At 71.9% G+C, this 25,914-nt stretch carries 29 protein-coding genes; 13 read left to right on the top strand and 16 right to left on the bottom strand.

Features of this window, described 5'->3' with window-relative positions; translation table 11 throughout:
* Positions 1-8 precede the first annotated feature (8 nt).
* Positions 9-2,468, bottom strand: a complete 2,460-nt coding sequence (locus BLW76_RS29445) for a M14 family zinc carboxypeptidase (RefSeq protein ID WP_208613409.1) — start codon at positions 2,466-2,468, stop codon at positions 9-11.
* Between the two features lie 185 nt (positions 2,469-2,653).
* On the opposite strand from BLW76_RS29445, the gene BLW76_RS29450 reads away from it, so the two are divergent.
* From BLW76_RS29450 to BLW76_RS29460, 3 genes are read left to right on the top strand one after another with little or no spacing between them, the layout of a single operon-like run.
* Entirely contained in the window at positions 2,654-3,313 is a 660-nt protein-coding gene (locus BLW76_RS29450; protein WP_244170360.1) for a DUF998 domain-containing protein, read from the top strand.
* Positions 3,314-3,369: 56 nt separating this feature from the next.
* Positions 3,370-4,671, top strand: a complete 1,302-nt coding sequence (locus BLW76_RS29455) for a cytochrome P450 (RefSeq protein ID WP_167384770.1) — start codon at positions 3,370-3,372, stop codon at positions 4,669-4,671.
* Positions 4,668-5,300 (top strand): TetR/AcrR family transcriptional regulator C-terminal domain-containing protein, encoded by a 633-nt coding sequence (locus BLW76_RS29460; RefSeq protein ID WP_244170361.1) that lies wholly within the window; start codon positions 4,668-4,670, stop codon positions 5,298-5,300. The genes BLW76_RS29455 and BLW76_RS29460 overlap by 4 nt, the downstream gene beginning before the upstream one ends.
* Here BLW76_RS29460 and BLW76_RS29465 read toward each other — a convergent pair.
* The 7 genes from BLW76_RS29465 to BLW76_RS50520 all read right to left on the bottom strand — a co-directional run bounded on the left by BLW76_RS29465 (position 5,297) and on the right by BLW76_RS50520 (position 11,206).
* Complete coding sequence (locus tag BLW76_RS29465; protein ID WP_091313403.1) at positions 5,297-5,950, bottom strand: GTP pyrophosphokinase; 654 nt, start codon at positions 5,948-5,950, stop codon at positions 5,297-5,299. The two genes, BLW76_RS29460 and BLW76_RS29465, sit on opposite strands and share 4 nt — an antisense overlap.
* A gap of 159 nt (positions 5,951-6,109) precedes the next feature.
* The gene (locus BLW76_RS29470) at positions 6,110-7,405 is read right to left on the bottom strand and encodes a collagen-like domain-containing protein (RefSeq protein ID WP_091313405.1); all 1,296 of its coding nucleotides are present in this window, start codon (positions 7,403-7,405) and stop codon (positions 6,110-6,112) included.
* 98 nt (positions 7,406-7,503) lie between these two features.
* The gene (locus BLW76_RS29475) at positions 7,504-8,376 is read right to left on the bottom strand and encodes an LLM class F420-dependent oxidoreductase (protein WP_091313407.1); all 873 of its coding nucleotides are present in this window, start codon (positions 8,374-8,376) and stop codon (positions 7,504-7,506) included.
* Between the two features lie 72 nt (positions 8,377-8,448).
* Entirely contained in the window at positions 8,449-8,817 is a 369-nt protein-coding gene (locus BLW76_RS29480; protein ID WP_091313410.1) for an immunity 8 family protein, read from the bottom strand.
* Entirely contained in the window at positions 8,814-10,100 is a 1,287-nt protein-coding gene (locus BLW76_RS29485) for an alpha/beta hydrolase (protein ID WP_091313412.1), read from the bottom strand. The genes BLW76_RS29480 and BLW76_RS29485 overlap by 4 nt, the downstream gene beginning before the upstream one ends.
* 35 nt (positions 10,101-10,135) lie before the next feature.
* Entirely contained in the window at positions 10,136-10,918 is a 783-nt protein-coding gene (locus tag BLW76_RS29490; RefSeq protein ID WP_091313415.1) for a hypothetical protein, read from the bottom strand.
* Positions 10,919-11,080: 162 nt separating this feature from the next.
* A complete protein-coding gene (locus tag BLW76_RS50520; RefSeq protein WP_279627706.1) occupies positions 11,081-11,206 on the bottom strand; it encodes a hypothetical protein in 126 nt (41 codons plus the stop codon).
* Positions 11,207-11,434: 228 nt separating this feature from the next.
* On the opposite strand from BLW76_RS50520, the gene BLW76_RS29500 reads away from it, so the two are divergent.
* The 3 genes from BLW76_RS29500 (at position 11,435) to BLW76_RS29510 (ending at position 16,081) form a co-directional block, all read left to right on the top strand.
* A complete protein-coding gene (locus BLW76_RS29500) occupies positions 11,435-12,400 on the top strand; it encodes a hypothetical protein (protein ID WP_091313417.1) in 966 nt (321 codons plus the stop codon).
* Positions 12,401-12,503: 103 nt separating this feature from the next.
* A complete protein-coding gene (locus tag BLW76_RS29505; protein WP_091313421.1) occupies positions 12,504-15,638 on the top strand; it encodes a family 43 glycosylhydrolase in 3,135 nt (1,044 codons plus the stop codon).
* A gap of 110 nt (positions 15,639-15,748) precedes the next feature.
* The gene (locus tag BLW76_RS29510) at positions 15,749-16,081 is read left to right on the top strand and encodes a hypothetical protein (protein ID WP_091313423.1); all 333 of its coding nucleotides are present in this window, start codon (positions 15,749-15,751) and stop codon (positions 16,079-16,081) included.
* Positions 16,082-16,215: 134 nt separating this feature from the next.
* Here BLW76_RS29510 and BLW76_RS29515 read toward each other — a convergent pair whose 3' ends face one another.
* On the bottom strand, positions 16,216-16,830 hold the full coding sequence (locus BLW76_RS29515; protein WP_091313425.1) for a GTP cyclohydrolase II: 615 nt from the start codon (positions 16,828-16,830) through the stop codon (positions 16,216-16,218).
* 78 nt (positions 16,831-16,908) lie between these two features.
* Here BLW76_RS29515 and BLW76_RS29520 point away from each other — a divergent pair, with 78 nt between their 5' ends.
* The 4 genes from BLW76_RS29520 to BLW76_RS29535 all read left to right on the top strand — a co-directional run bounded on the left by BLW76_RS29520 (position 16,909) and on the right by BLW76_RS29535 (position 19,915).
* Positions 16,909-17,391: a MarR family winged helix-turn-helix transcriptional regulator gene (locus tag BLW76_RS29520; protein ID WP_091313428.1), complete on the top strand. Its 483-nt coding sequence runs from the start codon at positions 16,909-16,911 to the stop codon at positions 17,389-17,391.
* A gap of 101 nt (positions 17,392-17,492) precedes the next feature.
* Positions 17,493-18,083, top strand: a complete 591-nt coding sequence (locus tag BLW76_RS29525) for an RNA polymerase sigma factor (protein ID WP_091313430.1) — start codon at positions 17,493-17,495, stop codon at positions 18,081-18,083.
* Entirely contained in the window at positions 18,076-18,954 is an 879-nt protein-coding gene (locus tag BLW76_RS29530) for a CU044_5270 family protein (RefSeq protein ID WP_091313433.1), read from the top strand. The genes BLW76_RS29525 and BLW76_RS29530 overlap by 8 nt, the downstream gene beginning before the upstream one ends.
* Positions 18,955-19,039: 85 nt before the next feature.
* Positions 19,040-19,915 (top strand): S1 family peptidase, encoded by an 876-nt coding sequence (locus tag BLW76_RS29535; protein ID WP_244170362.1) that lies wholly within the window; start codon positions 19,040-19,042, stop codon positions 19,913-19,915.
* 1 nt (position 19,916) lies between these two features.
* On the opposite strand, the gene BLW76_RS29540 is transcribed toward BLW76_RS29535, so the two are convergent.
* Positions 19,917-20,552 carry a TetR/AcrR family transcriptional regulator gene (locus BLW76_RS29540; RefSeq protein ID WP_091313439.1) on the bottom strand — a complete coding sequence of 212 codons (636 nt, stop codon included), beginning with the start codon at positions 20,550-20,552 and terminating at the stop codon, positions 19,917-19,919.
* A gap of 92 nt (positions 20,553-20,644) precedes the next feature.
* Between BLW76_RS29540 and BLW76_RS29545 the strand changes: the two genes are divergently transcribed.
* Positions 20,645-21,232, top strand: a complete 588-nt coding sequence (locus BLW76_RS29545) for an SRPBCC family protein (RefSeq protein ID WP_091313442.1) — start codon at positions 20,645-20,647, stop codon at positions 21,230-21,232.
* A 19-nt stretch (positions 21,233-21,251) separates the two neighbouring features.
* Positions 21,252-21,575, top strand: a complete 324-nt coding sequence (locus tag BLW76_RS29550; RefSeq protein WP_091313445.1) for a hypothetical protein — start codon at positions 21,252-21,254, stop codon at positions 21,573-21,575.
* On the opposite strand, the gene BLW76_RS29555 is transcribed toward BLW76_RS29550, so the two are convergent.
* On the bottom strand, positions 21,556-22,308 hold the full coding sequence (locus BLW76_RS29555; protein ID WP_091313448.1) for a ZIP family metal transporter: 753 nt from the start codon (positions 22,306-22,308) through the stop codon (positions 21,556-21,558). The genes BLW76_RS29550 and BLW76_RS29555 overlap by 20 nt on opposite strands.
* Before the next feature lie 116 nt (positions 22,309-22,424).
* On the opposite strand from BLW76_RS29555, the gene BLW76_RS29560 reads away from it, so the two are divergent.
* Positions 22,425-22,823 carry an ATP-binding protein gene (locus BLW76_RS29560; RefSeq protein WP_091313450.1) on the top strand — a complete coding sequence of 133 codons (399 nt, stop codon included), beginning with the start codon at positions 22,425-22,427 and terminating at the stop codon, positions 22,821-22,823.
* Here BLW76_RS29560 and BLW76_RS29565 read toward each other — a convergent pair.
* The 5 genes from BLW76_RS29565 to BLW76_RS29585 all read right to left on the bottom strand — a co-directional run bounded on the left by BLW76_RS29565 (position 22,820) and on the right by BLW76_RS29585 (position 25,833).
* On the bottom strand, positions 22,820-23,437 hold the full coding sequence (locus BLW76_RS29565) for a hypothetical protein (RefSeq protein ID WP_091313453.1): 618 nt from the start codon (positions 23,435-23,437) through the stop codon (positions 22,820-22,822). The genes BLW76_RS29560 and BLW76_RS29565 overlap by 4 nt on opposite strands.
* Positions 23,434-24,561 carry a hypothetical protein gene (locus tag BLW76_RS29570; RefSeq protein WP_091313457.1) on the bottom strand — a complete coding sequence of 376 codons (1,128 nt, stop codon included), beginning with the start codon at positions 24,559-24,561 and terminating at the stop codon, positions 23,434-23,436. The genes BLW76_RS29565 and BLW76_RS29570 overlap by 4 nt, the downstream gene beginning before the upstream one ends.
* Entirely contained in the window at positions 24,558-24,893 is a 336-nt protein-coding gene (locus tag BLW76_RS29575) for a hypothetical protein (RefSeq protein WP_091313461.1), read from the bottom strand. Before BLW76_RS29575 ends, BLW76_RS29570 begins: the two co-directional genes overlap by 4 nt.
* Before the next feature lie 11 nt (positions 24,894-24,904).
* Entirely contained in the window at positions 24,905-25,408 is a 504-nt protein-coding gene (locus BLW76_RS29580) for a YbaB/EbfC family nucleoid-associated protein (protein ID WP_091320008.1), read from the bottom strand.
* A 122-nt stretch (positions 25,409-25,530) separates the two neighbouring features.
* Positions 25,531-25,833: a DUF1905 domain-containing protein gene (locus tag BLW76_RS29585; RefSeq protein ID WP_091320010.1), complete on the bottom strand. Its 303-nt coding sequence runs from the start codon at positions 25,831-25,833 to the stop codon at positions 25,531-25,533.
* Positions 25,834-25,914 lie beyond the last annotated feature (81 nt).

Raw genomic sequence — 25,914 nt, forward strand, 5'->3', positions numbered from 1 at the left:
CCGCGGTCCTACCGGGTGCCGCCCGAAGCGCGCTGCTTCTGCGCGTGCGCGGACCGGGTGCAGACCTCGCCGACGTCGACCGTCTGGCCGCGGTCGGCGTAGACGTCGGCCACGCCGACCAGCTTGCCGCCCGGCGTCGAGCAGGTCAGCTGGTAGGCCTCCTTCGTCCCGTAGGTCGGCGGGATCGGCGACGAGAACGACACGTCACCGGTCCAGTCGTCGACCGCGTCCGGGTTCGCCTGGTCGTAGTTGACCACCACGGCCTTGTAGTCGCCGGCCGGCGGGTCGAACAGCACGGCGTGCTCGGCCGTCGTGCCGCCGTTGGCCGACGAGCTGACCAGGTTGCCCGCCGAGTCGTAGACGTAGAGGTCCCAGTCGGTCGAGGTGCTCGCCCAGTTGATGTTGACGCTGAACTTCCCGTTGTCGACCTTCGGCAGGCCGTCGACGTGGAAGGTGAACGAGTCACCCGCCGGGTCGGCCGGGTAGTTCTGGTTGATCGGCGGCACGCCAGCCGGGTTGGCGACCGCGTAGCCCTGCTGCGCGGGACCCTGCGGGGTGCGCCCGTACCGGCCGGCCACGTACGGCCGCGTCGACGGGTTGACCGACCACGCGAAGCGCCCGCCGGTGGCGGTGAACTTCGAGTTCAGGTCGTCGGTGATGTAGATCGGCGGCTTGGTGGAGCCGTCGGGCTGGATCACCGGCGACGTCGGCGTCTGGAACGTCTTGTGCAGCTTGAGCTGGTAGCCCTTGGGCGCCGAGCCGATCAGCGTCGAGTGCTGCTGCGGGTCGGCCGCGTTGCCCAGCATGTCCAGGAACGCCTGGCGGTTGCCGCCCTTGCCGGCACCGGCCGCGGGGGCCAGACCGGCGTACTCGGCCACGACGCTGTCGGCGTAGGGCCCGTGGAAGCCGTTGCCGCCGACCTCGATCGTGAAGCCCCAGCCGCCGGTGGCCCAGTACGACCAGTCCTCGGTGGTGCCGGTCGTGTCGTAGAGCGCCCAGCTCGGCTCGCTGGTGTAGCCGTTGCGCGAGGCCAGCTTGTCGCCGAGGGCCTTGTACTGCGGCTCCTCCAGCGGCGGGCGGACGTCCGCCACGCCCGGCGGGCGCAGCACGAGCGCGGCGACGGTGTGCATCGTGATCAGGTTGGTCACCTGCCGCGAGGACACGATCGAGCGGACGTTGCGCACCTCGGGCTCGCTGAACGGCGCGGACCCGCGGAAGGTGTCGCCGCTCCAGGTCAGCTCGGCCCCGGCGCCGCCCCAGAAGCCGCCGTAGTTGCGGTTCGGGTCGGTGCCGCGGACGCGGCCGCCCGGGTTCGCCTTGCAGACGCCGGTCGCGAACTGCGGCGGCGAGTCGTTGACGTTGCAGTTCTTGCGCTTCATCTCGTAGTCGAAGCGGGTGAAGTCGCCCTTGGGCTCGGCCTCGCGGGAGATCTCGAAGCCGTCCGGGTTGATGATCGGCACGACGATGTTGCGCGTCTTGCCCACCAGCGACCGGATGGCGGCGTCGCGCGAGTAGCCGTTGACCAGCTCGTACGCCCATTCCATGACGTGCTCGCCGGCCGGCCACTCCCGGGCGTGGTGCACGCCCATGGTGAAGTTCACCGGCTTGCCGTCGGTGACGTTCTTGACGTCCGTGGCGATCTCGACGCCGACGACGTCACGACCTTCCCACGTCGATTCCGGCATCGTGAACGCCGAGACCAGACTCGGGTTCTTGCGGGCCAGTTCCTTGAGCTCGTAGTTGTACTCGTAGAGGTGCCGGTAGCTGGTGCGCCCGGACGGCAGCGCCGAAGCGGCGGTCTTGGCGGCGTACTCGCGGTCGGTCCGGGCGTCCCGGACCGACTTGGCCGAGAGGTCCGCCTCGATGACCTTCGACTTGAAGCCGCTGTCCTTCAGCGTCTTGCGGTCGGCGTCGTCGGCGAGCACGACCTCGACCCCGGTCGCGTCACCCTTCTCGGTGACGTCGAGCCCGAGGGCGGTCAGCTTGCCCTTGTCGGCGCGGGTGGGCGTCTCGACGCGGACGAGCTCCGCGCGCTGGGTCGCCGGAGTCGGCGTGCCCTGCGGCGTCAGGGCCAGGAAGTCGACACCGAGCTGGACCTGGCCGGCCGAGCCGCCGTACCGGCAGCCCTGGACGACGAGCTCCTGGCCCTTCTTCACGAAGCTCTCGGCGAGTTCGTGGCTGCGCAACGCCGTCGAGGCGGCGACCACCGCACCGGTGGCCTTGTCGAACACGGCGACGTCCCAGTCGCCCTCGGCGCCCGACGTGGCCTTGAGCCGCGCCTGCACCAAGCCATCCACAGTGGACGTCAGCTCGCGGCGATCGGCACCCGAGGTGCCCTTGGGCAGGACTTTCGCGAAGCAGGAGCGGGGCACCGACTTGTCGGCGCGCAGGATGTTCTGCGCCGCGACCGCGGTGCCGGACGGCAACGCGACGAACGTTCCGGCCAGTGCGACGGCCGAAGCCAGCATCACTAACCGTCTTGGTGAATTCCCCACAGGTAGAGACCTCCTTGACGCCAGACCGGCACGCACGGACGTACCGGAACCGGAGGACCATAATGGAGGAAATCCGGCCGCGGTAACCGCCGTAAGTCGTACAGCGTTCAACCCGCTTTTCACCGGGAGTTCAACCACCGCTCGGCTACTGTCGGTTCATGGTCACGTTCCCCGCGCGACGGGTGTCGGTCGCGATCTCGCTGACGGGCATCGCGGCCTTGGTGCTCGGCGCGGGCCTGGTGCTGTTGCTGCAGGTCATCCCGCCGACGGACGAAATCAGTGTCACCCGCCGCACGATCAGCGAGTACGGGTTGTCCGATCACAAGTGGGTCTTCGACCTCGCGGTGCTCCTGGTCGCCGCCGGCTCGGCGGCGGGCCTGCTGGTCCTCCACCGCCAGGGCAGGCTGCCGGCCCCGGCGGCCATCCTGGGGACACTGTGGACGGTCGGGCTGCTGGTCATCGTGGCCTTCCCCAAGCCGGACTGGGCCACCGTCTCCCGCGCCGACTTCGGCGGCACGCTGCACCGGATCGCGAGCGTGGTGGCGTTCGTGGCGCTGCCACTGGCGGTCCTGGTCGCGGCACGCGCGGCGTTCCCGGCGTCCCCCGGCCGCCGCTGGCTGGCCCGGGTGCTGGCCCTGGTGTCGCTGGGCTGGTTCGCGGTGATCCTGGGCGCGGTCGTGGTGGCCGCGACGTCCGACGGCCGGTGGTGGACGTTGATCCCGCTCGGCCTCGTCGAACGCGGGATGGCGCTGACCGAGCTGGTGGCGCTGGGTGTCCTGTTCGCCCCGGTCGGCGAGCGGTCCCGACAACCGCGATGACCCCGCGTCCGGCCGTCGATAACCTACACTGTAGGTACGCGACCGGAGGGGAAGTCATGACCGGAGCCCTGGCCTGGACGAAACCCGTGGTGCGCTGGGGCCTCGGCCACGCGCTCCCCCGCACCGTGCTGCGGCGCGAGGCCAAGCGTGGTGACCTGCAGGGACGCATGGTCGTCGCCGCGGCCGAAGGGCGGGATCTCACCACTCTGTTCGAAGAGATCCGGGACGTCGGGCCGCTCGCGCGGACGCGCTTCGGCTGGATGACCACCACGCACGCCGCCGTGCGGGAAGTGCTCTCCAGTGAGGACTTCCGCGTCGGCGTCCTCGGGTCGGACGGCTCCGCGCTCGGCCGGCTCGTCGAATGGTCGGCCGGCGAGCACCTGCACCCCGTGCGGCCGCCGTCGCTGCTCGCCGTCAACCCGCCCGAGCACACCCGCTACCGCAAGCTCGTCACCGGCGTGTTCACCGTGCGCGCGGTCGAACAGCTGCGCGGCCGGGTGCAGGAGATCGCCGACGGCCTGCTCGACGAGCTCGATCCGGCCCGCCCGCTCGACCTCGTCGAGTCCTACTGCGGGCTGCTGCCGGTCACCGTCATCAGCGAGATCCTCGGCGTGCCGCCGTCCGACCTCGGCAAGGTGCTGTCCCTGGGCGCGGCCGCCGCCCCCAGCCTCGACCTCGGGCTCGGCTGGCGCACCTTCCGCGACGTCGAGACCGCGCTCGCCGAGTTCGACACCTGGCTCGGCGAGCACCTCGACCACCTGCGCCGGCACCCCGGCGACGACCTGTTCAGCAAGCTCGTCGCGGCCCGCGACGGCGGGGTCGGCCTCACCGAGACGGAACTGAAGTCCACCGCGGGCCTGGTGCTGGCGGCCGGCTTCGAGACGACGGTCAACCTGCTCGGCAGCGGCATCGCCCTGCTCGCCGGCGACCCCGGGCAGCTCGCCGTGCTGCGCGAACGGCCGGAGCTGTGGGGCAACGCCGTCGAAGAGGTGCTCCGGTACGACCCGCCGGTACTGCTGACCGGACGCGTGGCCACGCGCGCCACCGAGGTCGCCGGGGTTCCGCTGCCGCGCGGGGCGCTGGTCACCACGGTGCTGGCCGGCGCCAACCGCGACCCCGGCGTGTTCGCCGATCCGGCGGTCTTCGACGTCACCCGGGCCGGCGCGCGCGACCACGTGTCGTTCGGCGCCGGCCGCCACCACTGCCTGGGTGCCTCCCTGGCGCGGATGGAGGGCGAGATCGGGCTGCGCACGATCTTCGACCGGTTCCCCGGCCTGCGCGTGCTGCCCGGCGGGCGCCGCCGCGACACGCGGATCCTGCGCGGCTACGAGAACCTGCCCGCGGTGCTCACGCCGTGACGACCCGGCGGGGCCGTCCGTCCCAGGGCGTCCTGTCGCGCGAACGGATCCTGCTCGCCGGGCTCGCGCTCGTCGACGAGGAGGGCCTGGAGGCGGTGAGCATGCGCAAGCTGGCGCGGCGGCTCGGCGTCGACCCGATGAGCCTGTACAACCACGTCGACGGCAAGGACGCGCTGCTCGACGGGATCGCCGAGGTGCTGCTCGCCGCGATCCCCGGGCCGCCGGCGGAGGCGGACCTGCGCGAGACGATGTCGGCGCTGGCGCACGGGTTCCGGAACGCGCTGCTCGGCCACCCGCGGGCGGCGCCGCTCGTGCTGACCCGCCGGCTCGCGTCGATGACGGCGCTGGCGCCGGTGGAGGCGGTGCTCGCCCCGCTGCTGGCGGCGGGCTACCCGCCCGAGCGCGCGGTGCACGGGCTGCGGGCCGTGGTGGCGTTCCTGATCGGCACGCTGATGCGCGAGGTCGACGCGGCCCCGACGTTCGGCGGCAGCGCCCGCCGGCTCGCGGACCTCACGGCGTCCGGCCTGCCTGCCGTCACGGCGGCGGCACCCTCCCTCGCGGAATGCGACCACGAAGCGGAGTTCGAATTCGGGCTGCGGATCATGCTCGACGCCCTCGCCGCGCCCTAGCGGATCCGTTCGTGCAGCGCGGCCATCCGGCTGTCGAGGTCGGCCGCCGTGCGGGCCGCCGCCGCGAGCTCACCGGCGAAGTCGGGTGGGACGCTGTCGCGGTACTTGTACGACAGCTTGTGCTCCACCGCGGCCCAGAAGTCCATGGCGATGGTGCGCAGCTGGACCTCGACCTTGACCTTTTCCACCCGGTCGGACAGGAACACCGGGATGCGCACGATGAGGTGCAGGCTGCGGTAGCCGTTGGCCTTCGGGCTGGCGATGTAGTCCTTGGTGCGCAGGAGCTCGACGTCGTCCTGCGCGGTGAGCATGCGGGCGACCTCGTAGACGTCGGAGACGAACGGGCAGACCACCCGGATACCGGCGATGTCGTCGAGGGCGGCGGCCGCGGAGACCCAGTCGCCGCCGAGGCCGCGGCGGCGCACCTTTTCCTTGATGGCTTCCGGTCGCTTCACGCGGCTCGTGATGTGCTCGATCGGGTCGTGCCGGTGGACGAAGTCGAATTCCTCGCTGAGGATCCGCAGCTTCGTCATCAGCTCTTCGATGGCGAACTTGTACATCAGGAGGAACCGCGGGAGCTGCCCGGCGACGGCGAGCTCATCGGCCGCCTCGCGCAGGGCGGCGTCTTCGGCCGCCGGGTCGGTGGTCACTGAAGCCTCGTGCTGTCGTCGGACGTTTTCCGAGCGCAAGAGTACTGCGCGCTGTTCGGAGAACGAACGGCGACGGGCCGGAGTTCCCGCCGGTCACCGGTTCGGGGACGGTGTCCGGCCCGGACCGGGGCCGTGGGGGCACCGGTCCGGGCCGGGTGGTCAGCGTCCTGCGGTCGCTTTGCTCTTCGCGGCCACCGTGGCGGAGACGCACTGGGCCGCGGCCGCGCCGGCGGCGTTGTCGGCGTCGGCGTTGTTGCCAGCGTTGTTGTCGGCCTTGTTCTTGGCCTTCTTCTGCTCCTGCTGCTCCTGGGCCTGCTGCTTTTCTTCCGCGGCCATGCCCTGCTGCTCGGCGGCCGCGGGATCGGCGGCCCGGGCGACGCAGTCCAGGATGGCCGCGCAGTCCTGCGCGTCGAGGACGATCTTGCCCGCGTTCTGCTGCTCGGCGTTCTGCTCGGCGGCCTCGCCCTGACCGGCGGCTTCCTTCTCGGCGGCCTTGCCGTTCCGGCCGGCGGTGCCGTTCTGGTCGGCGGCCTTGTTCTTACCCGCCTTGCCGTTCTCCTCGGCGGCACCGGCCATGCCGTTCTCGTCGGCCATGCCGTTCTGGTCGGCGGCGCCGTTTTCCTCGGCCTTGCCGTTCTGGTTCGCCATGGCGTTCTCGTTCGCGGCACCGGCGGCCTGGGCGAGGCACTTCTGGACCACCTCGCAGGCCTGGACGGCAGCGGCATCCTGACCGGCGGCACCCTGACCGGCGGCACCCTGGTCAGCGGCGTTCTGGTCGGCGGCGTTCTGACCGGCCTTGCCGTCCTCCGCCGCCGCGCCCTTCTTCCCCGCCATGCCGTTCTTGCCGGCCGCGCCCTTCTCACCGGCCATGCCTTCGGCCGCCGCGCCCTCCCCGGCCACCATGCCATTCTCGGCCGCCGCGCCATCCTCGGCCACCATGCCATTCTCGGCCGCCGCGCCATCCTCGGCCGCCGCGCCATCCTCGGCCGCCGCGCCGTCCTCGGCCGCCATACCGTTCTCGGCGGCGCCCTTCTTGCCGGCCGCGCCCTTCTGCTGCGCCTTCCCGGCACCCGCTTCGCCCTGGCCGGCGGCCATGCCGTCCTGCTCCGCCTCCTTCCCGGCCTCGTTCCCCGCGGCCGCCACTATTGCCGCGCACTGGGTTGCCACCTCGTCGGCCGCCACCTGGTTGGCGCAGCCTGCCGCTTTGCGCTTCTGCTCGATCTGGTCGACCACCGCCTGGTGGGCTGCCGGGCGGGCGTTCGAGGCCGTGCTCGCGAGGTACGTCAGGTTGTTCCGCAACGCCGTGTCCAGACCACCGCACTGCTCCGTGGCCGCGTTGCTCGCCGGGCTGGTCAGGGCGATGGCCGTTGCCGTTGCGCCTGCTACGCCCACCAGTGCGGCGAGTCCGATCGTCGCGGGTTTGCGGTGTCGTCCGGTCGTGCGCACGTGGGGCATCAGCCCCTCCTTTCGGTCGCCACCTCACCAGGGGACACGGACAAATCGGCGAAGCGGTTCACCCGAAAGGAAAATTTCTCACGTGTCCACTGTGGACGCTAGAGCTCCGCCAGCTGCGGCACCGCCGGCGCCATCCCCTCGATCCACGCCGCGGGCGAGCCCGTCGTCGGGGTGACGATCGCCGCCTGGACGCCGAGCTTGGCGTAGTCCGCCATCGCGCGGACGAACTCGTCGCGGGTTTCCGGTGCCGGGCGCGGGTTGTTGGCCAGCACCGTCTTGCGGATCGCGTCGTAGTCGCGGCCGAGGTCGTCGCAGTGGCGGCGCAGCACGTCCAGCTTGTGCGCCACGTCCTCGGGCGACGAAGCGAAGAGGTTGCAGGCGTCACCGTACTGGGCGACGAGCCGCAGCGTCTTGCGCTCCCCGCCGCCGCCGATGAGGATCTTCGGGCGGCTGATCGGCTGGGGCGAGCACAGCGTCTCGGCCAGCTGGTAGTGCTTGCCCTCGAACGGCCCGTTGTCCGCCGGGTCCCACATCTGCCCGCAGATGCGCAGGGTCTCCTCCAGCCGCTCGAACCGCTCGGCGACCGGGGGGAACGGCACGCCCATCCCCCGGTGCTCGCGCTCGAACCACGCGGCCCCGATGCCGAGGGCGGCCCGGCCACCCGACAGGACGTCGAGCGTCGTGACGATCTTCGCGAGCAGGCCCGGGTGCCGGTAGGTGACGCCGGTGACCAGCAGGCCGAGCTCGATGCGGGACGTGTGCGCGGCGAGGTAACCGAGCGTGGTGTAGCCCTCGAGCATGTTCGACTCGGCGGGCAGGCCGGTGGGCTCGATCTGGAAGTAGTGGTCCATGAAGGACAGCCAGGTCGCCCCGGCTGCCTCCGCCGCGGCGCCCACGCGGGCGAGCTCGCCGGCGATGGCGGGGGTGCCGCCGTCGATGTCGAAGATGGGCAGGTGGAAGCCGAGTTCCATGAAACGCGCTCCTGACGTGGTCGGTGTGCCCCCACGCTATGGCCTGGAGCGCGCTCCAGGTCAAGCCACGGCTCAGGCCCGGTAGTCCTCGAACTCCCAGAGCCCGTACCGGCTCAGCTTCCCGGCGACCTCGGACCAGTCCGCGCCGGTGCAGCGGGCGACCAGGTCGTCGAAGTAGGCGACCAGCGCGGGCCAGTCGAACCGGTCCACGATCACGTGGTGGCGGCCGGCCACCGGCCCGCCGCGGGCCTGCTTGGCCAGCCATCCCGGGCTGCAGACCTCGAAGTCGAACGACTCCTCGCCCGGCTCCCCGGCGGGCCCGGCGATCATCTGGACCAGGAACATGAACCGCTCAGGGTCGTCCGGGACGTAGGTCTCCGGGTCGATGTCCGGGGTGAGCAGCCACCGGATCTCGGCCCGGGTGGAGGCGTCCGTCGTCATGGCCCCAGTGTGCCCGTGACCGTGGCCAGGAACCGCGCCGCCTCGGCCGGATCACCGGCGCCCGTCGTCACCGGCACCCCCGCCGCGCGCAGGTGGTCCGCGAACTCCGCCGATTTCCGGCCGCCGCCGGCGATCAGGAACGGCGGGGCGCCCGTGCCCGGGTACGACAGCGGGCTCGCCTCGCGCAGCGTCGCCGGGGAGCGGCCCAGTGCCGTCAGCACCTTCGCGCGGGCGAGCGGGTCCAGGCCCGCGAGGCCGAAGTCCGCCGGGGCGGCGATCGCGGCCACCGCGCGGACCTCCGGCTGCCCGGCCACCCCCAGCAATGCCGCCAGCGTGCCGCCCGCGCCGGTGCCCACGGCCGTGATCCGGGCCGGGTCGATGGCCAGCTCCGCCGCGTGGGCCCGCAGGAACCGCACCGCGCACCGGGCGTCGTCGAGGGGGGCAGGCCAGCGGGCGGCGGGGGCGAGCCGGTAGTCGATCGCGGCGACGGCGAACCCGCGTGCCGTCAGCGCGTCGCGCAGCGGAACGAGCCGCGACCCCGCCAGCAGCGCACCCGGCCCGGTGGGACGGCGGTTGCCGGCGACGAGGCCGCCGCCGTGCAGGAACAGCGCCACCGGGGCGCCGCGGGCGGCCGGGCGCGTGAGGTCCATGGCGAGCGGAATGCCGTCCGGGCGGCAGTACTCGAACGTGCCGCCGTCGAGCAGCGTGGAAGCGGCCGGGCTCGTGATGCCGTCGCCGGCCGCGACCGTGCCCGCGGCGCCGGCCGCGACCACGAGCAGCAGCACGGGGAACAGCACGATCCACGCCGCCACCCGCCGCGGCGCCGACGGCCACGGGTGCGCGCGCCGCCGTCGCACGACCAGGAAGCCGAGGACGGCGATGCCCTGCAGCGCGGCGGCGACGTAGTCGGTGAAGCCGACGACGGTGTCCGCGGGCTGCCACGGGTCGAGCCGGGTCAGCAGCCCGAGTGGCCGGCTCGCGACCCACAGGGCGAGGCCGGCGGCCGCGGTGAGCGCCCCGGCGCGGGTGGTCCGGCGGGTCGGCCAGCCGAGCGCGACCACGGCGGCGCCGAACCCGACCGCGGCGACCAGGGCGAACAACATCGCGTAGAACTGCCAGACCCGCCAGAGCCCCGCCACCGACGCGGCCGGGATCAACGCGCCGCCCATGGCCGCGAAAACGGCCGTGACCAGCACCGGACCGCGCCGGAGCGGGGGTTCGGCGACGTCGGGCGCGGGCGCCGGCGGCCGGCGTGTGCCGGGATACCCGTCGACGACCCTCATGCCGCCAGTGTCACCCTGGTCGCGCGAACGCGCACCTACTTGCGGGCCGCCGTGAAGTTGCGGAACAGCAGGTAGGTGTCGAGGATGTCGGACGACGCGCTCTGCACCGACCGGTAGATCCCCCACTTGGGCCGGACGTAGTCACCCTGATCGGGGATGTTCACGTTCGACATCGAGCCCTGCGCGGCGACTGCGCCGCCGTTGCGGATGACGCACGCCGCCTTGCCCTTGGCGCCCGGCGTGAACGTCCACTCGATGGTGATCCACTTGTTGCGCAGTGGCGCGAGGTCCGTGGCCGCGATGCTCGGCGAACCCGAGTTGGCGTACGCGCGGGCGTCGAGCAGTTCCTTGCCGCCGCTGCGGGTCAGGTCGAGCGTCACCCACGGGCCGCCGTTGGTCGACGGCGTCTTCGTCTGGAAGATGTGGGTGAACTTGCTGGTGCCGTGCAGCGAGGCCGGGATGTACATCTCGTAGGAGAGGGTCCAGGTCTCGCCGTTGTGCATCTTCAGGGTGGTGCCGTTCTGCACCATGCCCTTGGACTCGGTGCGCTGGCGGTCGCCGCCGCCGGTGGTGTCGCGGTCGTCCTTCCAGATGTTGAAGCGGTAGTGGTCGCCTTCGACGACCACGTACTTGCGGTCGGGGTGGTGGTTGCCGCGGTCGGCCTCGATGCCCTCGAAGGCCTTCAGGCCGTCCGTGGCGGGGTTCGGGTGCCACAGCGGTGCCGCGTGGGCGGGGAGAGCCGAGCCCAGCACGAGCGGCACGGCGAGAGCGGAGACGGCGAGGGAGCGCAGGGCCGTCCGGCGGGGGAATTGACGCATCGTCGGTGTGTCCTTCCTGACGAGCAGTTCGGCAGGGGTGCACATCGGTCGGCGGACGGGCCCGGAACCGGGCTGGACATCCGATGTCTTGCGCTATGAAGCTAGAAGAGACAGTGCTTTCTGTCAACAGCGACCTGGTTGCGGCGATAGTTGGCCAAGAATTCATCGGACCGCAGGACACTCGGCGGTCGCGCTCAGCTCGCGGCGCACCAGGTCCGGGTCGAACGGGCGGTTGACGCGGCCGCCGAGCTCGAACCCCGTGTCGTAGCCGACCCGGCGCCGGGGCACCGAACTGGAAGAGGCGATCCTGTGCGCGGCGGCGGCCGAGCTCGCCGAAGCCGGCTACCCCGGACTGACCATGGAACGCGAGGCCCGGCCGGAGGCCCGGCACCCGCGCGTCGCTACCGTGGCCCTCGTGCTCCTTCGCCACGAATACCTCACCCGCGGACTGACCACAGTGGACGATGCCGTCCTCGTCGAGATCGTCGACGAGGTCTTCCTGCCGCTGGTGCGCGCGTGACACCCCGGCTCGCCCGCCACGACGGAATCGCCGCCGCGCTGGCCGATGCCGGTGACGACCTCCTGGGCTCGGCCCGGCCGCTCGGCACCGGCATCGGCGGGTCGTCCTGGCTGCTGCACGTGGCCGGCGAGCCCGTCTTCGTCAAGCGGGTCCCGCTCACCGACGTCGAACTCGCGCACCCCCGCTCCACGGCCGACCTCTACGGACTGCCGCCGTGGTCGCACTACGGCGTCGGTTCCGCGGGCGGCGGCGCCTGGCGCGAACTGGAAGCGCACCTCATGACGACCGCGTGGGTCGTCGGCGGCGAGTGCGGGAACTTCCCGCTCCTGCACCACTGGCGCGTCCTGCCCGGCCTGCCCCGCCCGCGTGCCGACATCGAGGCCGACGTGGCGTTCTGGCACGGCGACCCCGGCGTACGGCGCCGGCTGGAAGCGCTTACCCGCGCCACCACCGACCTCGTGCTGTTCCTCGAGTACCTGCCGCACAGCCTCGCCGAGTGGCCGGGCGACGACCTGCCGCTCGAGGAGGACCTGCGGCACATCACCGGATTCCTCGCCGCGCGCGGTGTCCAGCACTTCGACGCGCACTTCGCCAACATCGTCACCGACGGCGAACGGCTCTACCTCACCGACTTCGGCCTGACCGTGGCACGGGAGTTCGACCTCTCGGACGCCGAGGCGGAGTTCCTCGCCGAGCACGACGGCCACGACCGGGCCTACGTCCTGACCCACCTGGTCAACCGGCACGTCCGCGGCCTGCGAGCGTGGCCGGACCCCCGCACCCGCAACGATTTCGTCCGCGCGTGCGCCGCCGGCGAGGTGCCGGACCAGGCGCCGGTGCTCCGCCGGTACGCGCCGCTCGCCGCCGTCGTCAACGACTTCTACTTCGCGCTCCACACCGAGAGCCGCAAGACGCCGTACCCGCGGGACACGATCGCCGAACTGCTGGCCGACCAGCCGTAAGGCTCTTGACCACCGGACCGCACGGACCTAGAGTCAGCGTACCCGGATCATGTTAACGTTAACATGCGCAGGTCCCCGACGTGCCCCGAAGGAACCGACAACGATGAAGTTGTTCTCCCCGCGCCGTTTCGGCGTCGTGCTGGCCGTCGCGGCCGCACTCGTCCCCCTCGGCAGCGCCGGCGCCGGTGCGGCGCCGTCCGCCGACACCGGCAGCGGTCTCCGCGCCGCCGCGAGCACCCTGTCCGTGCCCGACATCGACGACGTCCGCGGCAATCTCACGCTGCCGACGAGCGGCCCGGACGGCACGAGCGTCGCCTGGACGTCGTCCGCGCCGTCGGTGATCACCCCGACCGGCGAGGTCACCCGGCCGGCGACCGGCGCGGCCCCGGCGAAGGTCGTCCTGACCGCGAAGGTCAGCCTCGGCCGCGAGAGCACCACGCGGCGGTTCACCGCCACCGTGGCCCCCAAGCCCGTCCAGGAACCCCTGGCGGGCTACAGCTTCTTCTACTTCACCGGCGAAGGCACCTCCAACGGCGAGCAGATCTACTCGGCGCTCAGCAAGGGCAACGACCCGCTGAACTGGACCGAGCTCAACAACGGCCAGCCGATCCTCAAGTCGAGCCTCGGCGAGATGGGCGTGCGCGACCCGTTCATCCTGCGCTCCCCCGACGGCGACAAGTTCTACCTGCTGGCCACCGACCTGCGGATCTACGACGGCCGCGGCTGGGACGCCGCCCAGCGCACCGGCAGCCGGTCGATCATGGTCTGGGAGTCGACGGACCTGGCGCACTGGTCGCGCCAGCGCAGCGTCCAGGTGTCCCCGCCGACCGCGGGCAACACCTGGGCCCCGGAGGCGTTCTGGGACGCCAAGCGCGGGACGTACGTCGTCTACTGGGCTTCGAAGCTCTACGCGGAAAACGACCCGAACCACCTCGGCGACAGCTACAACCGGATGATGTACGCGACCACGCGAGACTTCCACACCTTCAGCGCGCCGCAGGTGTGGATCGACCCGGGCTACTCGGTGATCGACTCGACGGTGATCAAGAACCAGGACACCTACTACCGGTTCACCAAGGACGAGCGCAACAACACCTCGACGACGCCGTGCAGCAAGTTCATCACCGAGGAGAAGGCCACCGACCTGCTCGACCCGCACTACGGCTTCGTCGCCGACTGCATCGGCAAGGCCACCGCGACCAGCCCCGGCCTGTCCGCGGGCGAAGGGCCGACCGGGTTCAAGTCCAACACCGAGAACAAGTGGTACCTGTTCATCGACGAGTTCGGCGGCCGCGGCTACGTCCCGTTCGAGTCCACCGACCTGAACTCGGGCAAGTGGACGATGTCGACCGGCGCCCACTTGCCCGCTTCACCACGGCACGGCACCGTCCTGCCGGTCACGCAGGCGGAGATGAACCGGCTCAGCCTGCCCCCGGCACCGGTGAAGGCCGACGCGAAGGGCCTGGTCGCGCACTGGCCGCTCGACGCGAAGTCGGGCACGGTCGCGGCCGACACCACCGGGCACGGCTACGACGGCGCCCTCGCCGGTGACGTCTCCTGGGCCGGCGGCGCGCTGGCCTTCGGCGGCCGGAACGGGCACGTCCAGCTGCCGAACAACCTGCTCACCGGCGCCTCGGCCGCGACCGTGTCGGCCGACGTCCTGGTCGACCCGAGCCAGCAGACGCCGTACTTCCTGTGGGGCCTGGGCAACACGGCGAAGGACGGCACCGGCAACGGCTACCTCTTCACCACCGGCGGCACCGCGAGCGGCGGGTTCCGCGGCGCCATCGCCACCGGCAACTGGACCACCGAGCAGGCGGCCGGCGCCGGCGGGCTGCCGCGCGGGGTGTGGAAGAACGTGACGCTCACCGTCGGCAACGGCGTCGAGGTGCTCTACCTGGACGGCGTCGAGGTCGCCCGCAACTCCAGCGCCACGATCAAGCCGTCCGACCTCGGCGGCGGCGTCACGGCGGCGAACTACCTCGGCCGCTCGGTGTACGCGAGCGACAAGACCCTGACCGGCAAGATGAAGGACGTGCGGCTGTACAACCGGGCGCTGTCCGGGCTCGAGGTCGCCACGCTCCCGTCGAACAGCACCGCGATCCGCTCGGTGCAGCTCGACGCGCTCAAGACGCCCGCCGTCATCGATTCGGGTGCCGGGACGGTCGTGCTGCCGGTCAAGCCGGGCACCGACCTGCGGCGGCTCGCGCCGAAGTTCGCACTGGCGCCGGGCGCGACGATCAAGCCGGACAAGCCGGTGAACCTCAGTTCGCCGAAGCAGTTCACCGTGACCGGCGCCGGCGGCGACCGTCGCGTGTGGACGGTCGAGGCGCACGAGACCCGCAGCCCGGTCCTGCCGGGGTACAACGCCGACCCGAACATCGTCGCGTTCGGCGACACGTACTACCTGTACCCGACCACCGACGGCTTCGACGGCTGGAGCGGGACGAAGTTCTCGGCGTGGTCGTCGAAGAACCTCGTCGACTGGACGGACGAGGGCGTCATCCTCGACCTCGGCAAGGACGTCAGCTGGGCGGACAAGAACGCCTGGGCGCCGACGATCGCGAAACGGGGCGGGAAGTACTACTTCTACTTCTGCGCCGAGGCCAAGATCGGCGTCGCGGTGAGCGACTCCCCGACCGGCCCGTTCGTCGACTTGGGCAAGCCGCTGATCGCGAAGAACCCCGACGGCGGCCAGGCGATCGACCCGGCGGTGTTCATCGACCACTCCGGGCAGCCGTACCTGTACTGGGGCAACGGCAACGCCTACGTCGTCCCGCTGAACGAGGACATGGTGTCCTACGACAGCGCGAAGATCACCCGGCTGACCGGCCTGAACGACTTCCGCGAGGGGCTGTTCATGGTGGAGCGCAAGGGCACGTACTACCTCAGCTGGTCGATCGACGACACCCGCAGCGAGGACTACCGCGTCGGCTACGCGACGGCGCCGAGCCCGACCGGGCCGTTCACCAACCGCGGCCTGATCCTGAGCAAGGACGCCCACCTGGGCATCCTCGGCACCGGGCACAGCTCGATGCTGCAGGTCCCGGGCACCGACGACTGGTACCTGGCCTACCACCGCTTCGGCATCCCGGGCGGCGACGGCACCCACCGCGAGACGACGATCGACAAGCTGACGTTCCGCCGCGACGGCACGATCGCCCCGGTCGTCCCGACGCTGGAAAGCGTGCGGCCGCAGCGGATCCCGTGGCACTGCGGAGCGGTGCGGGCAAGCTGAAAGCGTCACTCGACTCGGTGAGACGGAGATCACCAGCGGCGGCGTTTACCCCGGCTTGCCCGGGGTAAACATCCGCCGTTCGGATTGCTTTCCGCCTCAGGAGTCATTTGATGACCAGCGTTCTCGGGAACTCGCGTGCGGTCCCCCGGCCGCGCCCCCGTCCGGTCACGTCCGACACGCTCGCGGAGCTCGCCCGCCTCGCCGCGCTGGCCGAGCTCGCCCGGCGCGCCTCGCCGTCCCTCATGCACCACGCGATCCTGGCCGGCACGTCCCCCGCCACGGCGGCGGCGGCCGCGAAGCTCGACGTCGCCGAAGCACACATCCGCTGGCACGAGTGGGCCGACACGGCGGTGGGCCGCGACGAGTACCTCCGGGTGCACACGGCGTTCGCCGAAGCGGTCGTCGCCCGCCACGAGGCACTGGAGGAGGAGCTGTGCCCGTGACCACGGAAGAGACGACGCTGGCCGACCTGGCTGCCTTGGGCGACGCCGCCGCGGAGCTGCTGGCGGAGATCACGGAGCAACTGGCGACGGTGGCGGCACGGCGCTGAGCCCCAGCCCGCTGCGGGAGAGGTCGCTCAGCCGGCCAGTTCGGGCAGCGCCAGGGTGTGGTTGGTGTGCCGGACCTTGGCGTCGAGGTACCGCAGGTTGTCCGGCGTCGCGTGGACCCCCGTCGGGACCGTGCCCGCCACCGTCACTCCCCGCTCGCGCAGCTGCCGGACCTTGTCGGGGTTGTTGGTGAGCAGATCCACCTCGGTGATGCCGAGTGCGGCGAGCATCTGGGCCGCCGCCGTGTAGTCGCGGGCGTCCTCCGGCAGGCCCAGTGCCGTGTTCGCCTCGTAGGTGTCCAGCCCGGCGTCCTGGAGGGCGTAGGCGTCGAGCTTCGCGTACAGGCCGATGCCCCGGCCCTCCTGGCGCAGGTACAGGAGCACGCCGCCGGCGCCGTCGATGCGCTCCACCGCCTCCCGCAACTGGGGCCCGCAGTCGCAGCGGGCGGAGCCGAACACGTCACCTGTCAGGCACTCCGAATGCATCCGCACCAGGGGCCGGGCCGGGGCGCCGAACACCAGGGCGAGGTGCTCGCCGCCGTCCGTCAGGCCGTCGAAGGTGACGACCTCGGCCGCGGCCGAGTAGCCGTCGGCGAAGTGCAGGGGGACTCGCACCCGGGTGCGGATGGTGGCAGCGGGGACCATGGCGACTCCGTTCAAATTTGAACCTTGATCGCACCGTACCCCTTGAGTTCGAATTTGAACAACAGGTACGGTTGTGACATGGGTCGTCCGCGGTGGCTGAACGCCGAGGAAAAGCGCGCGTGGAACGCGTTCCTCGGCACCTACGAGCTGCTCAACCGCCGGCTCGACCAGCAGCTCAAGCAGGACTCCGGGATCTCCCACCTGCAGTACGTGATCCTCGCGCGGCTCAGCGGCGCCCCGGACCACGAGCTGCGGATGGCCGAGCTCGCCTGCGCCGTCTCGAACTCCAAGAGCGGGCTGACCTACCAGATCGGCCAGCTGGAGCGGGCCGGCCTCGTGCGCCGCCGCGCGTGCGAGAGCGATCCTCGCGCCGTCTACGCCGTGCTCACCGACGAGGGCATGGCCCTGCTGGAACGGGCCGCGCCCGGGCACGTCGCCCTCGTCCGGGAGCTGCTGATCGACGTCCTCACGCCCGACCAGCTGCGTGCGGTGGCCGACGGCCTCGGCGAGGCGAACCGCCGCATGGTCGCGACCGACGGCAGCCCCACCGACTGCTCCTGAGTGACCTGCACCACTTTCGCCCCCGATTCCCGACCTTTTCGGAACCCGTTGCGCGCCGCGGGAGAACAGCCGACGACACTGGCTGCACCGAAAGGCGGGCGATGACCCCGGAAGACACCGATTCCGACGACGACGCGAGCGTGATCGCGCGGTCACGGGACCAGCCGAGCCTGTTCGCGGTCATCTTCGACCGCCACTCCCGGCACATCCACCGCTACCTGGTGCGGCGCCTCGGCCCGACCGTCGCCGACGACGTCCTGGCGGACACGTTCCTGATCGCCTTCGACAAGCGCGCGAAGTTCGACCCGGAGCGGTCCGACGCGCGGCCGTGGCTCTACGGGATCGCCACGAACCTCATTTCGCGGCAGCGCCGGACGGAAGTGCGCGAACTGAAGCTCAGGCTGGCCGTCGGCCCGCCGCCCGCCGAAGAAGGCCACGCCGACCGGGTCGCCGACCAGGTCAGCGCCCAGGCGCTCACCAAGCGGCTCGACCGGGCCCTCGCCACCCTGCGGCCGCGCGAACGCGACGTCCTGCTGCTCATCGCCGCGGAAGGCCTGGCCTACCAGGAAGTCGCCGACGCGCTCGGCGTTCCCGTCGGCACCGTCAAATCCCGCCTCAGCCGGGCTCGCGGCCGCATCCGCGCCGAGCTCGGCGCCTTCGACCTCGTGAAGGAGACCTCGGGTCATGGATGAACTGGACCTGATCCGCGACCGCGCGGAAGCCGTCGGGTTCGCCCCGGCGGAGCACCTCGCCCCGGCCCGTGAACGGCTGCTGGCCGCCGCCCGCGGCGAACGGCGGCACCGGCCGCGCCGCTGGTTCTGGATCGCCGGCGCCTCGGTGGGCCTGGCCGCGGCGATCACCGCCGTCGTCTCGCTGGCCCCCGCCGAGCAGGTCGGTGTCGGGCCGGGCGTGGCACACGCCGACCCCGTCAAGGTGCTGACCGCCGCGGCGAGCACCGCGCTGAAGGAGCCGGCCAAGCCGCCTCGCCCCGACCAGTTCCTGTACGTGAAGACGGAGGACCCGAACCACCACATCCGTGAGGTCTGGTTTTCGGTCGACGGCACCCGCGACGGCCTGATCGGCACCACCAAGATCGGTGGCTGCCGCAACGGCAAGGCGCCGAACTACGGCACGAACGACCCGCGCAAGGAAGGGTTTCTCGAGGACTGCAAGCCCTCGCCGGTCTACCGGACGGACCTGCCGACGACCGCCGACGGGATGCTGGCCTACCTCAACTCCCAGCCCAGCTCCCAGAAGGACAACCCCACGGTGCTCGGCAAGGCCGTGTGGGGGCTCGCCTACGAGCAGGTCCTCCAGCCTGCCTCCTACGCGGCGCTGTTCGAGGCGGCGGCGAGGACACCGGGGCTGATGGCCCTGGACCACGTCACCGACGGCGCCGGCCGCCCGGGTGTCGGGATCAGGTTCCCGGTGGAACCTGGTGACAGCCCGAAAGCGCAGCCGATCGTGATGGTCTTCGACGCCACCACGTACCAGTTCCTGGGAACGACCGACAGTGCGGTGACGGTGAAGACCTACGTCGACCGGGCGGGGCAGCGTCCCTGAGCGGAGCCGGGCGGCTGACCAGTGCGAACGCACCAGCCGCCCGGTTCACGCAACCATTCCGGGCTCTCACCCGTGCATTAGAGGTGTGAGGACCTCTTCGGATCGACGACGGCAGTTCCGGGCACGAGCGGTGGCGGTCGCGGTGCTGGCCGGGGGCGGCCTCGCCTTCGCCCACGCCGCGACCGGGGCGACCGTCGCCGGTCCCATCCTCGCCGCGGCGGCCGGCGGCCAGAGCCTGCCCGACACCGCGGCCCCGGCGCCGTCGCCGTCGCCGTCGCCCACCTTCACCCGGCCGGCCCCGAACCCGGTCCTGCCGTTCAACGCGAAGCTGACGTCCGACGACATCCCCGAGCCCGGCGGCGGGGTGCGCAGTGGTGCCTGCAGCGGCGCGCTGATCGCGCCGCAGTGGGTCATCACCGCCGGGCACTGCTTCCACGACGTGAAGGACGTCCGGATCGGCGGGCGGCCGCCGTACACGATGACCGTGACCGTCGGGCGACTGAAGGACACCGATCCCGGCGGGTACACGACCGAGGTCGTCGACGTCCGGCAGTCGCCCGTGAACGACCTGGCGGTGGCGAAGCTCGCCACCCCGATCGACGACATCGTCCCGATCGCGCTGGCCACCACCCGGCCGGTGCTCGGGAAGCAGCTCCAGTTCGCCGGCTGGGGCTCCCTGTCCGCGACCGTGCTCGGCCCGTCCGACCACCTCAAGCGCGGCAGGTTCAAGGTGTCGGGCATCAACCAGGCGACCCTCCAGGCCCAGCCGGTCGGCACCCGCACGGTGGAGAACGGGCCGTGCCCGGAGGACTCCGGCGGCCCGTTCTTCGTCTCCGACGACGACCGCACCGCAACCCTGGTGGCCATCGTCAACACCGGGCCGCCGTGCCCGCAGCCCGGCCCCGAGACGATCGCGCGGGTGGACGTCGTGGCGGACTGGATCCGCGAGCAGATCGGCTGAGTCACCCGTTCCGCAGGGCGGCCAGCTCCTCGGCGATCAGCAGGTCCGGGTCGAACTTCATGCCGGCGAAGTGGCCGGCCAGCTCCAGCGAGAGCACCCCGTGGAGGCGGGTCCAGAAGGACAGCGCGCGGTGCAGGGCGGCGGCCGGCGCGGGGCTGCCGCCTGCCCACTCGCGGTGGGTCTCGAGGTGCGTGTCGAACGACGTCGGCGGCTCCTCCCCCGCTTCCTCGGCGCAGGCCTCGATCAGCACGGCCATCACCTCCGCCGAGATCGCGGTGGTGTCGCCGGGCGCGTGGTAGCCGGGCACGGGCGTGCCGTAGATGAGGAAGTACCGCTGCGGGTCGCTGCGCGCCCAGTCGCAGACGGTCGTCGCCAACCCGGTCACGCCCGCCCCCGCGTGACGGGCCGCGCGGACCGTGTCGGCGAGGCTGCGGTAGGCGTCCCGGATGAGGGCGGTGATCAGCTCGTCGCGGCTCGCGAAGTACCGGTACAGGGCCGGGCCGCTCATGCCGACCTGCTTGGCGATGGCGTTGAGCGACAGCGCGGGCACCCCGGCCGCCGCGATCTGCTCCCACGCGTGGCGCTTGATCTCCTCGCGCACCTGGGCCCGGTAACGCTCTCGCGGGGTCTCGTTCACGGTTAGAGGCTATCACTTTCACTATTGACACTCACGTCCGTCTGGTTATAGCTTCTAACTACAACAACAGGCACTAACACCCAGGAGGACACGTGCTGCGTACCGCACTGCTCGCACTTTCGGTCACCGCGGGCCTCACCGGCACCGCCGCCGCGGCCGCGGCCACCCCGGCGACGGCCCTGACCTGCCACGGCGTGGGCATCGACCCGGCCGCCCGGCTCCACTACCGGGCCGAGACGCTGATCAAGGCGCCGGCCGCCGCGGTCTGGAAGCTGCACACCGACGTGGCCGGCTGGCCCGCGTGGCAGCCCGCCGTCACCAGCGCGCAACGGCTCGACACCGGGCCGCTGCGGCCGGGTTCGCGGTTCCGCTGGACCACACCGGTGCCGCCCACCCCCACGACGCCGGCCACGACGCTGGTCATCACGTCGAGCGTCGAGCAGCTGCGGCCGGGCCGGTGCGTCCGCTGGACCGGGCCGGCGATCGGCGACGGCCTGCGCATCGACCGCGGCGTGCACGTCTGGACGTTCACGCCGATGCGGGGTGGCGTGCTCGTGCGCACCGAAGAGAGCTGGACGGGCGAGCAGGTCGAGGCCGACCCCGCCACCGCCCTCCGCTACCTGGGCGCCGGGCTCGACGCCTGGCTCGCCGACCTCAAGACCACCGCCGAAGCGCGCTGAACCCGGCAAGGAGCAGACGATGACTGTCACCACCCCGCAGCCGCACCGCACCTCGAGGGCCGTGCTCGTCGCGGCCTGGGCCGTTCCGGTCATGGTGGCCGGCCAGTTCGCCCTGTTGTCCGGCGTGCCCATCGCCGTCGTGCTGATCGGCTCGCTGCGCCGGCGGCGGCACCGCCGGTGGGCTGCCGCTCTCGCCACGGTCTACGCCACCGCGCTGGTGCTGTGGCTGGCCGGGCCGAGCACCGCGCCGAGCCTGTCGAAGTTCCTGAGCCCGGTGGCCACGGCGCTGTTCACCGCGGCCGGCGTCGTGGTCGCGGTCGCCGTCAGCCGGCGTGCCCGATGACGAACGCCGTCAGGAAGCCGGCCGTGGCGAGCAGGCCGGTGTAGAGCTCGGTGCGCTCGAACGCCTCCGGGATCATGGTGTCGGCGATCATCGCGAGGATCGCTCCCGCGGCCACCGCCGTGATCGCGGCGACCGTCGCGGGGGACGCGGTCCGCAGCAGGAGGTTGCCGAGCAGCGCCGCGACCCCGCTGGCCAGCGCGATGCCGCTCCACACACCGAAGACGTACCGCGCGCCGCGGCCGGCGGTCTTCATGCCGGCGGCGCTGGAGAGGCCTTCGGGGACGTTCGAGATGAACACGGCCGCAAGCACGGTGACGCCGATGCCGCCACCGCCGAGCAGGGACACGCCGAGCACCACCGACTCCGGGATCCCGTCCAGCAGCGCGCCGACGGCGATGGCCGCCCCGCTGCCCGCGGTGTCCTGTTCGGACGGTTGCTGCCCACCGGACCGCTTGCGGTGCCGGGCTCCCCGGCGCGCGAGGAGCACGTTGATCACGACGTAGACGACCGCGCCGCCGAGGAACCCGGCGGCGGTCGGCCACAGCCCGCCGGACCGCTGCGCCTCGTCGACGAGGTCGAAGGCGAGCGCGGAGATGAGCACCCCGGCCCCGAAGGCCATGATCCCGGCGACCACCCGCCGCGACACCCGCACCCACCAGGCGACGGCGGCGCCGAGCACCAGCGCCACCCCGCCGACGAGGCCCCAGAGCCCCGCCTCTGCCCATTGCGGCACGTGCGTCCCCTTCCGCAGATCATCCCGGGGAAGGACTACCCGGCGCCGCCGCCGGAAACACCCGGTGAGTAAACACCGCCAGGCCGGGTACGCCTCCCGTGAAGGAGGAATCGCCCGTGCAAGTGAACTGGGGCGCGGCGGGTGAGCCCGGCTGGCACGTGCTCGACGTCGGCGCAGGGGGCACCGCGGGACTGGCGTCCGCACGCCGGTGGGCCGAGGCCAGGCTGGCTTCGCTCACCGAGGCGGACCGGGTCGACGCCATGATCGTGGTCGGGGAACTGCTGGAGAACGCCTACGTCCACGCGACCGGCCCCCACCAGCTGCGGATCCACCTCGCGCGCGACCCGTGCGAGGTGACCGTGGCCGTCGCCGACACCGGCACGGGCGAACCCCGGCTGCGGGTGCCGGGCCGCACGGGCGGCCGCGGCCTGCAGCTCGTCGACGAGCTCGCCCAGGCCTGGGGCGTGAGCCACCACGACGACGGCAAGGTCGTCTGGGCCCGGCTGGCCTGCTAGCGGCCGTTCCAGTGGACGACGTCGGGGTACTCGACGAACTTCCGCAGGTGCTGCTGCTCGGCGCGGCCGTGGATGGGGAGCTTGAAGACCGAGCCGTCCGGCCAGGTCAGCGTGCTCCTCCGGAAGCTGAGCGCCGGCGCCTGCGGCTTGCGCGCTTCCCAGACGATCCGCGGCGGCGGCGCGTCGGCCGGATCGGTGGCAGTCGCCCCGGTGTCGACCACCGCCAGGCACGACGGCGAACACGCCAGCCACGCGCCGTCCACGGACCGCAGCCGGTCGACGAGGTCGAGCGCCATCGCGTTCTCCGGGCCCGTGACGCCGATCGTCCGCCCGAACGGGAGTACCGGGCGTTCGCCGTGCGCCAGGAGGAAGACGCCGAACACCACAGCGCCGATCCCGCGCAGGATGTTCCAGAAGAACCGCCTGATGAGCCGCTTCCCCTTGATCGTGCCGTCCTCACGGCGGCCGGGGACGTCGTAGCCCACGTCGGTGTCGCCGAGGTGCAGCACGATGACCGGCTCGCGCCACCGGTCCCGCAGCAGCGCCTCGACCCGCTCGCGGTGCCCGGGCCGGACCTTGGTCTCCTCGGCCCAGTTGTCGATGCGCTCGCTCAAATGTCCAGGTCCCTGCGGGTCTCCTCCGGGCTGCGGTCCCCGCCGATCTCGCTCTTGTCGAACCACGGTTCGTCCCCCTCCGGCGTGACCGCTTCCTTGCCTTCGGCGAACGCGCCCTTGCCCGCCCCGATGCCGGCCTTGACGCCCGCACCGGCGAGGAACGGCTTGACGCCGGCGTCGGTGCCGAACATCGTGGTGAGCACCCGGTTGCTCGGCTGGAAGCCCTGCGCCGCCGTACCGATGCCGAACTTCGTCTCGCCGGGCAGCACGCCGATGCGCAGCTTGCGGGCGAAGACCTCCATCTTGCCGGAGTACCGGACCAGGTACTCCATGAACTTGTCGAGCAGCTTGCCGAACTTGCCGAGGTAGCGTGTCACCTTCTGCAGCACGCTGGCCGCCTTGGCGATGGACGCGGTCATCGCCGCCGCGACCGAGCCGCCGAAGCTGATCACCGACGCCGCCAGCGCGGGCAGCCACAGGGTGATCAGCCAGGACACCAGCTCGGTGATGATCCCCTTGATCACCTCTTCGATGACCACCATGACCATCGACCACATCTGCAGCACCTCGGCCACCGAGCCGGCGGCCGAGCCGATGCCGCGGATGCCGGAGGAGAAGTCGCCGAGGGCCTCCTTCGCCGCGTTGCCCGCTTCGTCGACCCACTCGGCCAGCGCGGTGTCGCCGGTGCGCTCGAAGTCGTCGGCGAGGGCGACGAAGCCCTGGGCGATCGTGACGAAGTTCTCCGAGGCGTGGCCGATGGCCGGGCCGTCGCCGGTGACCTGGTGCAGCGCGTCCTGCAGCGGCTGGACCAGTTCGAGGAGCATGTTGAGGCCGTGGCTGACCAGCCAGCCGATCGGGTCCATCGCGAAGGTGACCATGTCGGCCGCGGCGGCACCCACGAAGGCCGCGCCGTCACCCACCAGCGCCGCGCCCGCGGACGCCAGCTCGCCCGGGCCGTCGGCCTCGGCGGCCTGCTGCGCGTGCTCGCCGATCTTCTTGCCCGCCTTGTAGGCGGTGCCGGCCACCGGCACGAACCCGGCCGCGCGGTCGAGGTTCGCGCCCATGCTCTCGTCGTAGGCCTCGACGTTCAGCGCGTCGGCGATGCTCTTCTTCGGCTCGGTCATTCGCCCTGCCCGATCGCGTCGATCTGCGCCTCGTGCCTGCCGAAGGCGATCTTCCCGGCGTCTTCCATCCCCTGGTACATCTCCGCTGCCTTGGTGAGCTTGGTGGTGAACCCGTCCACGCCGTCCTTGAGGTCGGTGAGCAGCGAGCGCAGCTCGGCGAGGCGGTCGGTGTAGCCCTGCTTGGCCCAAAGGCCGACGAGCCCCCACGCTTCGTTCGTCACGTCGGCGGCGTCGATCTTGGCGCCGAACTTGTCGGCTTCCTGCTCGTAGAACGGCAGCTGCTTGGCGTAGGCGGAGATCGCCCCGATGTTCGTCTGGATTCCGTCTGGCATCGCGGATTTCCCTAGGATCGGCGGAGGATGGGGCCCTGGTCGAAGTCGTCGTCGTCACCGGCCGCGGGGCGGCGGGCGGGCCGCGGTGCCCCTTCCGGCCGCCGCGGCTGTGCCTCCGACGCGGGCTCGGCCGCCGCGGTTCCGAACGCTTCCGCCTGGGCTTCGCGCACCCGCGCCGAGACGTCGACGCCGAACGCGTCGCCGAAGGTCTCGTCCACGACGGCGGCCTGCTGCTGCGCGGCCCCGGCCACGGCCCGGCGGATCGTGTCCATGATCGTCGCGGCCAGCTGCCCGGCCTCGACGCGGGTGGCCCCGGCGGTGAGCCGCAGGTCGGTGACGGTGCCCCCGGCACCCGCGGTGACCGTCACGGTGCCGTCCGGCGAGGTGACCGTGGTCTCCAGGCGGGCGATCCGCTCCTGCATGTCGCCGACACCGGCGAAGCGGGCCTCGGCCTGCCGCACCTTGTACTGGAAGTTCTGGAACTGGGCGATCAGCTCGTCCATCTGGGCGGACATCGTGTCTCCCTCATTGCGGATCTCATTGCGGATCTCGGTGCGGGTCTCGGTGCGGTTCGGGGCCTGTGTCCGCATCATGACAGATCGCTTCCGCCGCCGATCGGGTTTCGCACCGATCGCGCTCAGATGTCGACGAGCTCCACCGTCACGGTGCAGGTGTCCCCCACCTCGAGGCCTTCGGCGACCCGGACGGCCCGCTTGAGCGGCAGGACGTAGGCCTCGCGCGCGCCGTCCGGGAAGATCGAGGTCTGCCAGCTGGTGGCCCCGATCGTCGCCCGGACGCGCACCGAACCGAAGCCGCGGCGCGGCTCGGCGGCGAGCTCCCGGACGTCTTCGGAGACGTCGGCGGGCAGGCTGACGAAGACCCAGCTGTCGGTGCGCCGGGCGTCCCATTCCCACAGCTGCGCGTCGAAGTCGATGATCACGATCCGCAGTGTCACACGCGGCACCGATATTTTTGCGGCGTCAACCCACCGGACGGGCCGGGCGACCGTCCCGGCTAGGCT

This window comes from Amycolatopsis tolypomycina (assembly GCF_900105945.1).
GTDB classification, from domain to species: domain Bacteria; phylum Actinomycetota; class Actinomycetes; order Mycobacteriales; family Pseudonocardiaceae; genus Amycolatopsis; species Amycolatopsis tolypomycina.